Annotated in this window: 13 protein-coding genes; 2 read left to right on the forward strand and 11 right to left on the reverse strand. The window is 68.1% G+C overall.

Going from position 1 to position 14965, the window contains the following annotated elements; all coding sequences use genetic code 11:
- Window position 1 precedes the first annotated feature (1 nt).
- The gene (gene rsmA / locus AC3WS6_RS13880; RefSeq protein WP_492501616.1) at window positions 2-871 is read right to left on the reverse strand and encodes a 16S rRNA (adenine(1518)-N(6)/adenine(1519)-N(6))-dimethyltransferase RsmA; all 870 of its coding nucleotides are present in this window, start codon (window positions 869-871) and stop codon (window positions 2-4) included.
- Between the two features lie 73 nt (window positions 872-944).
- On the opposite strand from rsmA, the gene AC3WS6_RS13885 reads away from it, so the two are divergent.
- A complete protein-coding gene (locus tag AC3WS6_RS13885) occupies window positions 945-2231 on the forward strand; it encodes an MFS transporter (protein WP_492501617.1) in 1287 nt (428 codons plus the stop codon).
- Here the strand turns inward: AC3WS6_RS13885 and AC3WS6_RS13890 are convergent.
- The 9 genes from AC3WS6_RS13890 to AC3WS6_RS13930 all read right to left on the reverse strand — a co-directional run bounded on the left by AC3WS6_RS13890 (window position 2210) and on the right by AC3WS6_RS13930 (window position 13386).
- Complete coding sequence (locus AC3WS6_RS13890) at window positions 2210-3088, reverse strand: TatD family hydrolase (RefSeq protein WP_492501618.1); 879 nt, start codon at window positions 3086-3088, stop codon at window positions 2210-2212. The genes AC3WS6_RS13885 and AC3WS6_RS13890 overlap by 22 nt on opposite strands.
- 3 nt (window positions 3089-3091) lie before the next feature.
- Window positions 3092-4669: a methionine--tRNA ligase gene (gene metG, locus AC3WS6_RS13895; protein WP_492501619.1), complete on the reverse strand. Its 1578-nt coding sequence runs from the start codon at window positions 4667-4669 to the stop codon at window positions 3092-3094.
- A 37-nt stretch (window positions 4670-4706) separates the two neighbouring features.
- Window positions 4707-6248: a molybdopterin-dependent oxidoreductase gene (locus AC3WS6_RS13900; protein ID WP_492501620.1), complete on the reverse strand. Its 1542-nt coding sequence runs from the start codon at window positions 6246-6248 to the stop codon at window positions 4707-4709.
- A 43-nt stretch (window positions 6249-6291) separates the two neighbouring features.
- Window positions 6292-7461: a glycoside hydrolase family 1 protein gene (locus AC3WS6_RS13905; protein ID WP_492501621.1), complete on the reverse strand. Its 1170-nt coding sequence runs from the start codon at window positions 7459-7461 to the stop codon at window positions 6292-6294.
- A gap of 12 nt (window positions 7462-7473) precedes the next feature.
- Window positions 7474-9198: an ABC transporter ATP-binding protein gene (locus tag AC3WS6_RS13910; RefSeq protein WP_492501622.1), complete on the reverse strand. Its 1725-nt coding sequence runs from the start codon at window positions 9196-9198 to the stop codon at window positions 7474-7476.
- Window positions 9195-10109 (reverse strand): ABC transporter permease, encoded by a 915-nt coding sequence (locus tag AC3WS6_RS13915; RefSeq protein WP_492501623.1) that lies wholly within the window; start codon window positions 10107-10109, stop codon window positions 9195-9197. Before AC3WS6_RS13915 ends, AC3WS6_RS13910 begins: the two co-directional genes overlap by 4 nt.
- Window positions 10106-11086: an ABC transporter permease gene (locus AC3WS6_RS13920; RefSeq protein ID WP_492501624.1), complete on the reverse strand. Its 981-nt coding sequence runs from the start codon at window positions 11084-11086 to the stop codon at window positions 10106-10108. The genes AC3WS6_RS13915 and AC3WS6_RS13920 overlap by 4 nt, the downstream gene beginning before the upstream one ends.
- On the reverse strand, window positions 11086-12756 hold the full coding sequence (locus AC3WS6_RS13925; protein WP_492501625.1) for an ABC transporter substrate-binding protein: 1671 nt from the start codon (window positions 12754-12756) through the stop codon (window positions 11086-11088). The genes AC3WS6_RS13920 and AC3WS6_RS13925 overlap by 1 nt, the downstream gene beginning before the upstream one ends.
- A gap of 177 nt (window positions 12757-12933) precedes the next feature.
- A complete protein-coding gene (locus AC3WS6_RS13930) occupies window positions 12934-13386 on the reverse strand; it encodes a MarR family winged helix-turn-helix transcriptional regulator (protein WP_492501626.1) in 453 nt (150 codons plus the stop codon).
- Window positions 13387-13450: 64 nt separating this feature from the next.
- Between AC3WS6_RS13930 and AC3WS6_RS13935 the strand changes: the two genes are divergently transcribed.
- On the forward strand, window positions 13451-13819 hold the full coding sequence (locus tag AC3WS6_RS13935; protein ID WP_492501627.1) for a VOC family protein: 369 nt from the start codon (window positions 13451-13453) through the stop codon (window positions 13817-13819).
- Window positions 13820-13833: 14 nt separating this feature from the next.
- Here the strand turns inward: AC3WS6_RS13935 and AC3WS6_RS13940 are convergent, their stop codons facing one another.
- The gene (locus tag AC3WS6_RS13940; RefSeq protein WP_492501628.1) at window positions 13834-14940 is read right to left on the reverse strand and encodes a LacI family DNA-binding transcriptional regulator; all 1107 of its coding nucleotides are present in this window, start codon (window positions 14938-14940) and stop codon (window positions 13834-13836) included.
- Window positions 14941-14965 lie beyond the last annotated feature (25 nt).

A 14965-nucleotide genomic window follows, 5' to 3' on the forward strand; every position in this document is an offset into this window, starting at 1 on the left:
GTTAGTCGGTGACGGCGGCTTCTTCGATCCGAGCGACGTGCTGCGCAATGCGGTGGTAGTCGTCGACGCCGAGGTCCTCCCCGCGAGAGGTCGGCGCCACACCGGCGGCGAGCAGGATCTCGGATGCCGCTGCAGAACTGCCGAAGAGGCCAGAGAGGGCCTGGCGCAGCATCTTGCGTCGCTGGTTGAACGCGGCGTCGACGATCGCGAAAGTGCGGCGTCGCTCGTCTTCCGGACCACGTTCGCCGTCGGAGCGGTCGAATCCCACGAGCAGGCTGTCAACATTGGGCACGGGCCAGAACACCTGCCGCGACACGTTTCCCGCGAGTCGCCACTCGCCGTACCAGGCGGCCTTGACGCTGGGCGATCCGTAGATCTTGGAGCCCGGCTTCGCCGCCAGGCGCTCGGCCACCTCGGACTGGACCATCACGACGCCGCGCTTGAGATACGAGAAGTTCTCGAGGAAGTGCAGGAGCACCGGCACCGAGACGTTGTACGGCAGATTCGCGATCAGCACCGTGGGGTCGCCCGGGAGTTCGGTCACACGCAGCGCGTCGGCATCGACGACGGTCAGCTGCCCTTCGGGCACCCCGTGCTCGACGACGGTCTGCGGCAGTCGGGCGGCGAGACGGTGATCGATCTCGACGGCGGTGACGGACGCTCCCGTCTCGAGGATCGCGAGAGTGAGCGATCCGAGGCCCGGCCCTACCTCGACGACGCGCTCGCCCGGCTGCACCCGCGCCGCGTGCACGATCTTGCGCACCGTGTTCGCGTCGACGACGAAGTTCTGTCCGAGCTTCTTGGTCGGGGTGACATCGAGCTCGGCGGCGAGGCGGCGGATCTCGGTGGCGCCGAGCAGGGTGACTGTCATTGCTCCATTGTCCCCCACCGCCCCCGCCTTCGAAGCCGCAGCCGATGTCGGAGCCCGCCAGTAGTCTTCTGTGATGCCCTCCCCCATTGAACTCATCGCACCACGGCGCATGGGCAGGGACTTCCGCTGGCTGCTCGCGTCGTCGTGGACGAGCAACGTGGGAGACGGTGTCGCCCTGGCCGCCGCTCCCCTGCTCATCGCGTCGATGACGTCGTCGCCGATCCTCGTCGCCGCGGGCGCGATCATGCAGTTCCTACCCTGGCTGCTCTTCGGGCTGCACGCGGGTGCGATCGCCGACCGGTTCGATCGGCGTCGCCTGGTGATGTTCGCGAACAGCGCTCGAGCGATCGTGCTCGCGGGCCTGTGCGTCTTCCTGCTCACCGGGACCGCGAACATCTGGATCGTGCTGGCCGTCGCATTCCTCTACGGCACGGCCGAGGTCTTCGTCGACACGGCGGGCAGCACGCTGCTGCCGATGCTCGTGAAGCCGGCGGACCTCGGCGTCGGAAACGCCCGCCTGCAGGCGGGGTATCTCGTCGCGAATCAGTTCGCCGGCCCGCCGCTCGGTGCCTTCCTCTTCGCGGCGGGCACGGCCTGGCCGTTCCTTGTCGAGGTGCTCTGCGTGCTTCTGGCGGTCGCACTGATCTCGCGCATGGCGCGCACGCCGGTGCCTCCTCGCCCTGCGGTGGGCGCAGGAACCCACGAGACGACGAGCACAGAGGCCAGGACGCATGTGCACACCGACATCGCCGAAGGGCTGCGCTGGCTCTGGCGCAACCCCCCGGTGCGGATGCTGGTGCTGATCATCCTGGTGTTCAACGTCACGTGGGCCGCCCCCTGGGGTGTGCTCGTGCTCTACGCCACCGAGCACCTGAACATGGGCGCCGTCGGGTACGGTGCTCTGACGACCGCCTCCGCGATCGGCGGGATCCTCGCCACGGTGAGTTTCGGATGGCTCGAGCGACATGTGTCGTTCGCCACACTCATGCGCATCGTGCTCACGCTCGAAGTGCTGATGCACCTGGCCTTCGCCCTCACGAGCACCGGGTGGGTCGCGCTCGTGATCATGTTCTTCTTCGGCGCCTACGCCTTCGTCTGGGGCACGATCTCGACCACCGTGCGCCAGCGCCTGGTGCCCGCCGAACTGCAGGGTCGCGTCGCCTCGGTCAACATGGTCGGCGTGTTCGGCGGAATGGTGATCGGGCAGGCCCTGGGCGGAGTGATCGCGCAGATCTGGGGCCTGACCGGACCGTGGTGGTTCGCCTTCGTCGGCGCCGCCCTGACGCTGCTGCTGGTATGGAAGCCGATCTCGCAGATCGTCAGCGCAGCGCCGGTGGATCAGTCGGTGAACGAGCCGTAGACCCGCAAGGTGTTCGCGGCGAGCTGCGCCGACAGCTCGTCGACCTCGACACCGAGTTCCGCCGCCATGAACCGCACGGTGATCGGCACGAGGTACGGCGCGTTCGGTCGGCCCCGCAGCGGGGTCGGCGTGAGGAACGGCGCATCGGTCTCGACCAGGATGCGGTCCAGCGGCGTGACCTTCAGCGCGTCGCGCAGGTTCTGCGCGTTCTTGAACGTGACGTTGCCCGCGAAGGACAGGTGGTAGCCGGCATCCGCGCAGAGACGAGCCATCGCCTCATCGCCCGAGAAGCAGTGGAAGACGGTCCTCTCGGGTGCGCCCACGCGGGTCAACGTCTCGAGAACAGCCTCATGCGCATCGCGGTCGTGGATCTGCATCGCGATGCCGTGCTTCTTCGCGAGCGCGATGTGCGCCTCGAACGACGCGAACTGCGGCGCGCGGCGCTCGGGCTCGGTGCGGAAGAAGTCCAGTCCGGTCTCGCCGATCGCTCGCGTGCGCGGATGCGCAGCGAGCTCGTCGATCACCGCGATCGCCTCGTCGAGACGCCCCTCCTCCGCATAGGTGGGCGCATCGTTCGGGTGGATCGCGACGGCGGCGAGCACGCGATGATCCGATGCCGCCGCCTCGACCGCCCAGCGTGAGGAATCGATGTCGCCGGAGGCCTGCACGACCCCCGCGATGCCTACGGCCTCGGCCCTGTCGAGCTGCTCGACCAACGACAGCGGTTCATCGCCGTCGAGGATCTCGAGGTGCGCGTGGTTGTCGTACACCGGCACCGCGAGGGGCTCGGGAGCCGCGGGGTAGCGCAGATCCTTGCGCCCGTCGCCGTCACGGCGCTGCACGTACGTCTCCGGCATGGGTCAGGCGTTCGACTCCACCCGCGGGAACAGCGGCGAGAGGCCGTTGACACTCGTTCCCGGGCGCAGGGCACCCCAGGCACCGGCCTCGCGGATCGGCTGGTCCAGCAGCCGGCCGAGGCTCTCGGCGGCACCGAGTGCGACCCACAGCTTCTCGGTCGACTGCGGCATGACCGGCGAGAGCAGCACGGCGAGCGCGCGAAGGCCTTCGGCGCAGGTGTAGAGGACTGTTCCGAGCCTCGCGCGCTGATCGTCGTCGCGGGCCAGCGCCCAGGGCTCGTTCTCGGTGATGTAGCCGTTGAGAGCGTCGACGATCGTCCAGATCGCGCGGATCGCCTCATCGATGCGGAACTGCTCGACGGCGGCGTCCGCATCGGTGGTCGCCCGAGCGACCAGTCGCTGGATCACCAGATCCTGTTCGAGGTACTCGGCGGGCGGCGGCACGACGCCGTCGAAGTACTTCTCGATCATCGCCGTGGTGCGGGAGGCGAGGTTGCCGAAGCCGTTCGCGAGCTCGGCCTGATACCGAGCGGCGAGGTCCTCCCACGAGAACGATCCGTCCTGACCGAACGCGATCGCCGAGAGGAAGTAGAAGCGGTACGCGTCGGAACCGAACACGTCGGTGATCTCGGTGGGCGCGATGCCGGTGAGCTTCGACTTCGACATCTTCTCGCCGCCGACCAGGAGCCAGCCGTGCGCGAACACACCCTTGGGCACATCGACGCCCGCCGCCATCAGCATCGCGGGCCAGATCACCGCGTGGAAGCGCAGGATGTCTTTGCCGACCACGTGATACGCGGGCCAGCGGCGTGCGAACGTCTCGGGGTCGTCGCCGTACCCGACAGCTGTCGCGTAGTTGAGCAGCGCATCGACCCAGACGTAGATGACGTGCGACGGATCCCACGGCACCTCGATGCCCCAGTCGAACGCCGACCGCGAGATCGACAGGTCCTTGAGTCCCTGGCGCACGAATGAGACGACCTCGTTGCGCGCCGACTCGGGGCGGATGAAATCGGGCTGGGTCTTGTAGAGGTCGAGCAGCCGGTCCTGGAACTCGCTGAGCTTGAAGAAGTAGTTCTTCTCCTGCAGCAGCTCGAGAGGCTTGGAGTGGATCGCACACACCTTCAGACCCTCGAACGGGCCGGTGCCGTCGAGGATCTCGGCCTCGGGCTTGAACTCCTCGCAGCCCACGCAGTAGAGGGCCTCGTACTCGCCGGCATAGATGTAGCCGCGGTCGTAGATCGCCTGCACGAATTTCTTGACGCGCTCCTCATGCCGCTCCTGCGTGGTGCGGATGAAGTCGTCGTTCGCCACGTCGAGGGTCTTCAGCAGCGGGAACCAGGACTCGGTGACGAGCTTGTCGACCCACTCCTGCGGAGTGACGTTGTTCGCCGCCGCCGCGCGGAGCATCTTCTGGCCGTGCTCGTCGGTGCCCGTGAGCATCCACGTGTCATCGCCGCTCTGACGGTGCCAGCGCGCGAGCGCGTCGACCGCCACCGAGGTGTACCCGTGGCCGATGTGAGGCACGTCGGAGGGGTAGTAGATGGGCGTGGTGATGTAAAACGATTCGCCAGCGGGCATGCGGTCAATTCTAGGTGGGATGCGGGGGTCGTTACGCTCAGGCGACCGAGACCTCGATGCGGTGCCAGCCCTGGGCGCCGTCGGGCACGACATCGGCCGGATCGGAGGTCTGCGTCTCGCCATCAGCGCTGAGGGCCCGGCACTCGATCGTGTGATCGCCGCTCTCGGCCGCCCAGTCGAGACGCCACTGCACCCAGGTGTCGTCGGAGATCGCAGAGGCGAGCTCGGCGCGACGCCACTCGCCCTCGTCGATCCGCACCTCGACGCCCTCGACGCCCACGTGCTGCTGCCAGGCCATGCCGGCGATCACCGCATCACCCGGCTCGAGCCGAACGCCGCGGCGGGGCACATCGATGCGCGACTGCAGCTTGACCGGCCCCCGCTCGGACCACCCGCGGTCGGTCCAGTACGCCGTGGCCCGGTCGAACCGCGTGACTTCGAGCTCGGTCACCCATTTGGTCGCCGACACATAGCCGTAGAGCCCGGGAACGACCATGCGCGCCGGGAAGCCGTGCTCGATCGGCAGCGGATCGCCGTTCATGCCGACGGCGAGCAGAGCGTCGCGGTCGTCGGTGAGCGCCTCGAGAGGAGTGGATGCGGTGAACCCGTCTGACGACCTGGACAGCACCATGTCGGCATCCCGGTCGACGCCCGCGCGCGCGAGCAGCTCGCGCACGGGATGACCGAGCCACAGGGCGTTGCCGATCAGGTCGCCGCCGACCTCGTTCGACACGCAGGCGAGTGTCACGTGCGACTCGGTCATCGGCAGGGCGAGCAGCTCGTCCCACGAGATCACGACCTCGCGCTCGACCATCCCGTGGATGCGCAACGACCAGTCGGCCGGGTCGATGCGCGGCACGATCAGCGCGGTGTCGATGCGGTAGAACTGCGCGTTCGGCGTGACGACGGGGGCGAGGCCCGGGATGTCGAGCTCCGCTCCTGCCGGCACGGCTGGAGCGGAGCCAACCGGAGACGGCAGGCGCAGTGCCTCACGCACCGCCTCGATCGAGCGGGTGGCACCGCGAGCGACGTTGGCGACGATGAGCGCTGCGGCGCCCGTGGCTGCGACACCGATCGTCCAGAGCAGGAATCGGCGCCGCTCCTCAGCATCCGGGCGCGCATACGGAACAGGGTGGAGTCTGCGCACGAGCAGCCGCAGTGCGACGACCGCGGTGATGCCTGCGATGAGACCGGGCAGCCAGGCGAAGGGTCCGGCGCCGGGTCGGATCATCGCTGCGACGAGTGCGATCACACCGAGCGCCGCGAGGATCGTCGACCCCACACCGGCTCTGCGGGACTCCAGGATTCCGGCGAGCGCGGCGATGGCCGCGAGCACGACGGCGATCCCTGTGAGGAGCGCGATCTTGTCGCCGGTGCCGAACAGCGCGATCGCCGCATCCTTCGCCCAGCTGGGCGCCAGGTCGATGAGCCCGCCGCCGATCACGGCGAAGGGGCTCGCGCTCGGCTCGACGAGGGCCGCGACGAGTTCGGCGAGGCCGACCGCGACGACGGCCGCGCTGAGTCCGGCGGCCGCCGCTCGCAGCCCGTCCCTGCGGGGTGTGCGGGCGGCGTGGCTCATGAACCGAGCGTAACCCCGGGGCAGTGCCCCGGGGCCGTGCGGCTCAGAGCCCGTTGCGACGAGCGACCTCGCCGAGCCACGCGAGAGACGGCTTCGGCGACCGCTCGAACGTCTCGTGGTCGAAGCCGATCAGCCCGAAGGTCGGGCGGAAGCCGCTCGCCCACTCGTAATTGTCGAGCGCACTCCAGTGCTGATAGGCCTTCACCTCGATGCCGTCGGAGATCGCGCGATGCAGGCCCTCGAGAGCGCCCTGCGTGTAGGCGATGCGGCGGGTGTCGTCGGAGGTCGCGATGCCGTTCTCGGTCACCAGCACCGGCACGCCGCCGCTGCGCTCCCAGGCGCTGCGCACACCCAGTTCGAGCGCCTCCGGGAAGAACTCCCAGCCGGTGAGCGTCGTCTCGACGTCGTCGGAGACGGGCCGCGGACCCTCCGGCCCGATGAACGTGCGCGTGTAGGCCTGCACGCCGACGAAGTCGTCGCCGGCCGACTGGTCGAGGTACCAGTGGTCGCGAGGGTCGCCGTACTCGGCGAGCATCTCGTCCGCCCCCGGCTCACCCGTGGAGTGGAACGCCTGCGTCGCGATCGTCCATCCGGCCTGCACACCCGAGACGGAATGCAGGATCTCGGAGGCGCGGTGGTGGGCGTCGAGCAGGGTGTCGGCGACCGCGAGGTCGGGGTTCGGCAGACCGTAGGCGACGAGGTTCGCCGCATCCTCTCCCCCGGCCAGCATCGCCGCGATGTTGGGCTCGTTGATCGTGCAGACGTAGGTCACGCCCTCGAGGATCGGGAGCACCGTCTCGACGTAGCGAGAGAACAGGTCGACCGCGTCATCCGCACGCCAGAAGCCGTCGTTCTGGAACCACTGCGGCACCGTGAAGTGCATCAGCGTCACCGTGGGATCGAGCCCGTTGTCGCGAGCCGTGTCGATCATGCGGCGGTAGTGGTCGAGCATCGCCCGCGAGACGAACCCGCGCTCGGGCTCGATGCGCGCCCACTCGATCGAGAAGCGGTAGGAGTTCAGACCGGCATCCGCCAGCAGACGCATGTCCTCGGGGTACCGGTGGAAGTGGTCGGCCGCGTCGCCCGAGGGCTCGACCATGGGCGAGCCGGGAGCATGCTCCATGGCCCACCAGTTGCTGGTCGTGTTGTTCCCCTCCACCTGATGGGCTGCGGTCGCAGCGCCCCAGAGAAAGCCGTCAGGGAATGTGAGCACGAGTGCTCCTCTCTATTTCGAGATTCGGGATGGGTTGGGCACGGCGTCGAGCAGCTGCACGGTGTACGGGTCCTCGGGATGCTGCAGCACCTGCGAGGTCTCGCCGCGCTCGACCACGCGTCCGCCGTTGAGCACGAGGATGTTCTCGGTGACGAGTCGGGCGCTGAGCAGATCGTGCGTGATGTAGAGCATGCTGATCCCCCACCTCTCGCGCAGGTCCTCGAGCAGGGCGAGCACGCCGGCGCGCAGCGACACGTCGAGCATCGAGACGGGCTCGTCGGCGATCAGCACCTGCGGGTCGCTGGCGAGTGCGCGGGCGATGACCACGCGCTGCCGCTGGCCACCCGAGAGCTGGTGCGGCAACTTGGCGGCGAACTGCTCGACGGGCGTCAGCCCCACGGTCTCGAGGAGTTCGAGCACGCGGGCTCGAGCCTCGTGGCCGCGCAACGGTGTGTAGTTGCGGATCGGCCGACTCAGCGCATACTCCACCGTGTGCAGCGGGTTGAGCGCGGCATACGGATCCTGGAACACCATCTGCACGTCCTTGCGCAGGTCGCGCAGACCCTGGCGGCGGAGCGTCGCGACATCGACGTCGCCGAAGCGCACCGTGCCCTCGGTGGGCTTCTCGACGCCGGTGATCAGCTTCGCGAGCGTGGACTTGCCCGACCCCGAGGCGCCGACGAGAGCCAGTGCCTCTCCGGGTTCGAGCCGGAAGGAGACATGATCGACCGCCGTCACGGGCTTCTCGCCGCGGCGCGGAGCCGGGTAGCGCTTCGACACGCCCTCCACCACGATCGCGGCATCGGCGCGACGGGTGTCGCGCTGCGAGACCGTGGGCAGGGTCTCGGTGAGGTCGGTGCGCGAGCGCCCCTCGCGACGCCGGGTGCCGAGATCGACGAATCCGGGGATCGAGATCGACTCGGCCCGCGGGTCGGCGTAGTGGCTGAGCAGCATCCTCGTGTACTCGTCCTGCGGGCGGTGCAGGATGTCGAGGCTCGGAGCGTCCTCGACGATCCGCCCCTCGTGCATGACCATCACACGGTCGGTCGCCTCGAGCACGATGCCCAGATCGTGACTGATCAGGATCGCAGTGAAGTGTTCGGAGCGCTGCAGATCCTTGATCGTGTCCATGACGGCGTGCTGCACGAGCACGTCGAGGGCCGTGGTCGGCTCGTCGAACACCATGAGCTGCGGCTCGAGCGAGAGGGCGAGGGCGATCGAGGTGCGCTGACGCATGCCGCCCGAGAGCTCGCTCGGGTATCGGGCGAGCACGGCGGGGTCGAGACCCACCTTGCCGACCAGCTCGCGCGCCCTGCCATCCCGATCCTCGCGCGGCACGTGACCATGCGCGGCGAAGATGTCACGGAAGTGGTTGCCGACCGTGCGCACCGGGTTGAGCGCGTTCATGCCCGACTGCAGCACCATCGCGAAGCCGCCCTGGCGCTGGCGACGCAGCTCCTCGGCGTTCAGCTCGCGGATGTCGCGTCCGTCGAACAGGATGCGCCCGCCGCTGATGCGGGCCGGGGGCTTCTGCAGCCGCGTCAGCGCGAAGCCGAGCGTCGACTTGCCCGAGCCCGACTCACCGACGAGACCGACGAACTCTCCACGGCGCAGCGTGAACGAGACGTTCTCGACGGCCGTGACGGGAGTCGTGCCCGGCGAGGCGTACTCGACCGACAGGCCCTGGACATCCAGCAGCACGTCGCCCCCGGGGGCATTCGCTTCCATGGCGCTCATCGGCCCTTCCCCTCTCGCAGGCGTGGATTGGAGATCCCATCCACGCCGAAGTTGATCAGTGTCAGGCTCAGAGCGAGCAGGGCGATGCACAGACCCGGGGCGAACAGCAGCAGCCACTGCCCGGTGAGCAGAGAGTTGGAGTTCTGCGCCCAGTAGAGCATGGTGCCCCAGCTGACGATGCTCGAGTCGCCGAGTCCGAGGAACTCGAGGCCCGCCTCGGCGAGGATCGCCGCGGTCGCCGCCCCGAAGAGCGTTCCCGCGATGATCGAGGTCATGTTCGGCAGGATCTCCCGGAACACGATGCGCGCCCGACTGTCTCCCGAGAACTGCGCCGAGGTGACGAAGTCATTGCCTCGAAGCGACTGGGTCTGACTGCGCAGCACGCGCGCGCCCCAGGCCCACCCGGTGACGACGATCACGGCGATGATCATCAGGATGCCGCCGTTCTGCAAGTACGCGGCGATCACGATCATCAACGGCAGCCCGGGGATCACGAGGAAGAGGTTGACGATGAAGCCGACCACCTCACCCAGGAATCCGCGCATGTAGCCCCAGCTGAGTCCGATCAGCACCGCGACGATCGTCGACAGGATGCCGGCGGCCATGCCGACCAGCAGGCTGATCTGCGAGCCGTAGATGAGTTGACTGAGCACGTCTTCACCTGCGGCGGTCGTGCCGAGCCAGTGCGCCCACGAGGCATCCGCATTGCGCTCGAAAGAGTTCTCCTTCGGGCCGTAGGGCGCGAGCAGCGGCGCGAACACCGCGACCAGCACGAACAGGCCGAGGATGATGAGACCCAGTCGGGCCTTGCCGTTGGACCAGAGGGTGCCCACCATCCGGGCGAACGAGCGCCACGGGCTGGGAGCCGCGATCCGGTCGGCGGGAACCTTGACATTCATGGTGGAGGTCATCGGCGAGTCCTTGGATCCAGCACGCCGTACAGGATGTCGACGAGGAAGTTGGCGACGAGCACGCTCACGGTGATCATCAGGAAGAGCGCCTGCATGAGCGGGTAGTCCTGCCCGATCACGGCGTTGAAGAGCAGATACCCGATGCCCGGATACCCGAACACCTGCTCCACGAGGATGGATCCGCCGACCACTCCGCCGAGCGTGAGCCCGAAGCCGGTGAGGTTCGGCAGGATCGCGTTGCGGGCGGCATAGCGGAGCGCGATCGTGCGCCCGTGCAGTCCGTTCGCCTCGGCGAAGGTCACGTAGTCGTCACCCAGCGTGTTGATCATGGCGTTGCGCATGCCGATGATCCAGCCGCCGAGCGAGGTCAACAGGATCGTCACCGCCGGCAGCACCGCATGCTGCACGAGGTCGACGATGAAGTCCCAGCTGAACGCGGGGGTGGTGGTGGCCGCGTACGCCCCGGTCGTCGGGAACCAGTGCAGCACGTACCCGAAGAAGAACAGCAGCAGCAGCGCCGTCCAGAAATACGGGAAGGTGCTGAGGAACGAGCCCGTCAGTGTCGGGAGCGAATCGAGCCAGGTGCCACGACGCCACGCGGCGGCCGTGCCGATCAGCGTGCCGATCACGAACGCGAGGATCGTGACGATGCCGACCAGGCCGATCGTGTAGGGAAGCGCGGTCGAGACCATGCTCGACACGGTCTGCGGGTAGAACGTGTACGAGACGCCGAAGTCGAGTCGTGCGACCTGACCGAGGTAGGTCACGTACTGATCCCAGATCGAACCGGTGGGCACACCCAGCTGGGCTTCGATCGCGGCACGAGTCGCGTCGGACACCGGGCCGTTCTGCGCGAGCTTCGCGACCGCGGCGTCGGCGGGAGAGCCCGGCATGAGTCGCGGGAGGAAGAAGTTCAGCGTGACCGCCGCCCACAGCGTGAGCACGAAGAGGCCGAGCTTCTGGAGGACATACTTCATCAGTCGTCATCCCCCTTCGCGCGCTCGAGCCGGGTGAAGATGCCCAGCGGAGCGGAGTCGTAGTTCTGCGGAATCATGTAGGGGTCGTCCTCTGTGGGCCAGCCGGTGAACTTGGAGTCGTTGAACAGACCCCAGATGCCGCCGTAGTACAGCCCGATCACGGGCAGGTCGTCGTAGACGATGCCCTGCAGCTCGTTCACGATCTCGGTCTGACGGGCGGGGTCGACCGTCTCGCGGTACTCGGCGAGCAGAGCATCCGCCTCATCCGAGCGATAGCGCTCGAAGTTGTTGGCGGTGGGTTCGCCGGACCCGGACGGCACATAGAACTCGCTCGAGAGCAGGTTGTTGAACGCCTGGTAGACGTCGCCGTTGCCCATGCCGCCGATCGCCATCTCGAAGTCGCCGTTGCTGATGGCATTCTGGTAGCCGGCCGGCTGCGGCAGCTTGAGGCTGACCTTGACGCCGACCTTCGCCAGCTGGCTCTGCACGGTCTGCGCCGCACGGGTCCAGTCGGAGTATCCGTTGGCGGTGGTGAGCGCGAACTCCAGCTGCTCGCCGTCGGGACCCACGAGTCGGTCGCCCTGCAGCGTGTAGCCGGACTCGGCGAAGGCCGCCAGCGCAGCATCCGTGTCCTGCGTGATCATGCCCTGATCAGGGATGCTCGGGTCGAGATACTCCTGCTGGTTGGGCAGGATGAGTCCGGTCTGACCGGCGGGCTCCATGTAGCCCTCGGAGGCGGTCTCGGCGATCTCGGCACGATCGAGCGAGAGGGCGATGCCGCGACGCACGTTCACGTCGCCGAACGGCGCGACCTCGAGGTTCGGCATCAGCGCGATCACACCGCCCGGCGGGAACCACCAGGCGTTGTGCTCGCTCGCCGCGCCCCAGGTGCCCTCGACGTCGGAGATGAACGAGTAGGCCCAGTCGTATCCGCGCGTGACGGTGTCGAGCTGGGAGTTCGTGGACGGCAGGATGATGTGCTCGATCTCGATCTTGTCGGCCTGCCAGTAGTCGGGGTTCTTGTCGACCGAGTACTGCTGGTCGTTGTAGTTGCCCAGCAAGAAGGGTCCGGTGCCCACCGGCTCTTCGTTGCGGTACGTGTCCGGGTTCTTCACGTCGGACCAGAGGTGCTCGGGCACGATCATGGTCTGACCGAGGATCGGCAGCGAGGGTGCGTCATCCGTCTGCAGATGCATGATGACGTCGTCGCCCTCGACCTCGACGGACTCGAGGTGCTGCCAGGCGCCCTTGATGTCGAGCGAGGGGTTGTCCTTCAGCAGCTGGAACGTGAACGCCACGTCATCGGGCGTCAGCTTCTCGCCGTCGCTCCATTCGACGCCGTCGCGGATGGTCATCACGACCGTGCGTGCGTCGGGCTGCGACCATTCGCTCGAGAGCCAGGGGTTCAGGGTTCCGTCCAGCGGGTTCACCAGGATCAGGGGCTCGTAGATCCACCGCGATGCCGTGCGCGTGTTCGTCAGGTACGGATTGAAGTTCCGCGTGAAGAACGGATTCCCCTTGTCCGCATTGATGAGCATCGTGTCGTCGCCGATCGACGGATCGGGCTGCGAACTGATCTGGATGCTGCAACCGCTGAGCGCGACGGCTGCTGCCGCCAGTCCCGCGATCGCCGCTCTCCGCCAGCGTCGGAGCATGTGCGTCTTCGCCACACTGCCACCTCATGTCGTCTGTGTCATGAAGGGGGTCCCACGGGTCGGGGCACCCCGCGGCCGAAGCCGCATGAGCAATTGTAAGCGCATACATTTACCCCTGCAACCCCTCGCATCACCCCCGATTCCCCCGATCCCCTGCTGCGACGGGCGTGGGAGCGGTATCAGGACCCGGTCTCACTCGGGGACGCGTCGCAGCGAGTCGACCATGCTCCGCAGAGCGCGGAGCGCGGCGGACTGCTCCTCCAAGGTCATCCCGGTGAGCATCCTGACCTCGACAGAGCGGACGGCGGCCGTCGCCGCGGCGAGGCTCTTGCGCCCCTTCGGCGTCAGGCTGGTCGGCAGCGCCTTGCCGACCGGAGCCTCGTCGGCCCGCGAGACGAATCCTTCGCGCTCGAGCGATTGAAGGAGCACGTTCATCGACTGACGCGTGACGAACGCTCCCCGAGCGAGTTCAGAGTTCGAGAGCCCCGGCCGCTGAGCGAGGAGTTCGAGACACGAGTAGTGCGTGATCGTCATGCCGAGAGGCTTCAGCACCGCCTCCATCTCGACGCGGAGAGCGCTCGACGCCTCCTTCACCAGGTAGCCCAGCGAGGTGTCGAGGTCGATGCCGGCTCGGTCTTGACTCATGTCAGTATTCTGACATAGGTTCAAGCATGTCAGATAACTGACACGAAAAGGAAAGAGCACGATCATGCCCGTCACCGGACCCGACTTCATCTCCCTGCAGGTGCGCGACCTCGACGCCTCACAGGCGTTCTACGAGCGCTACCTCGGACTCGTCAGATCGCCGGCGGGTCCGCCTCACGCCGTGGTCTTCGAGACGACGCCGATCGCCTTCGCGCTGCGCGACCTCGCCCCGGGGACCGACCTCGACTCCGTCGATCAGCCCGGGATCGGCACGGCGGTCTGGCTGCACGCCACGGATGTCCAGGAGATCCACGACGCCCTCGTCGCCGACGGCCGCACGATCGTGGCCGATCCGATCGACGGCCCGTTCGGTCGCACGTTCACGTTCGCCGACCCCGACGGCTACCGCATCACCCTGCACGACCGCGCCTGAACGCCGCCAGCGGTTCACTCGGGGCGCTGGGAGCTCTCGCGGACCAGGATCTGCACGGGCAGTCGCACCGTCATCGGCTGGCCGTCCGGGTTCTCGAGACGTCGCGAGAGCAGCTGCACGGCGGCCCGCCCGAGATCGATCATCGGCTGGCGAACGGTGGTGAGGGCGGGACGCGACAGCGCCGCCGCCTCGATGCCGTCGAAGCCCGTGACGCGGACATCGTGGGGCACGCGGATGCCGGCCGAGCGGAACGCGTCGATCGCCCCGAGGGCCATCTGGTCGTTCGCGGCGATGAGTGCGGCGGGGGCGCCGTCGGCGATCAGCTGCTCGGCCGCCCGTCGCCCGGACGCGCGGGTGAAGTCGCCGCGCAGCACCGTCACGGCATCCGTCGCGATGCCCGCCTCGGCGACCGCCGCGGCGAAACCCTCCCAGCGCTGGGCACCGTCGGGCGAGTCCTCGGGGCCGGCGAGAAAAGCGAGCGTCCCCTCGTCGGCCTGGGCGAGCACCAGTCTGGTCAGCTCCGACATCGCCTCGGCGTTGCTGACGGTGACGTGGTCGTAGCTGTCGCCGCGCGCCGGCCCCGAGAGCACGACCACGGGGATCCGCTGAGCGAGCCGGGCGAGCACGTCGTCGGGCACGCTCTGCGCCAGCACCATCAGCCCGTCGACGCGTCCGGCGATGTCACGCACGGTCTCACGCGTCGGATCGTCGCGGCCGACGCCGATCATGAGCACGAAACCCTGCTTCCAGGCCTCGAGCTCCGCTCCCCGCAGCACCTCGTCGAGGAACAGCATGGTCGGATGCGGTGCTCCCGCGTCGGCGGACGCCTGCTCGACCGTGAACGGCGGTGCCTCGCCCTGCTCGTCGGCCAGCACGTCGAGGACGGGCGCGTCCTCCGAGGCATCGAAACCGGGGAAGTACAGCCCGAGCACTCCGGTGCGGCGCTCGGCCAGACCGCGGGCGCTGCCACTGGGCACGTAGCCGAGCGCGGAGACGGAGTCGAGCACGCGCTCGCGCGTGGCGGGGCGCACGGCATCCGGCTGTCGCAGCACGCGGGAGACCGTCGCGATCGACACTCCGGCGCGGTCTGCGACGTCGTAGACGGTCGCCTTCTTGCTCACGCTCGGTCCTCCTCCGCTTGCGTGT

This window comes from Microbacterium sp. EB106-03-03-XG65 (genome assembly GCF_058791955.1).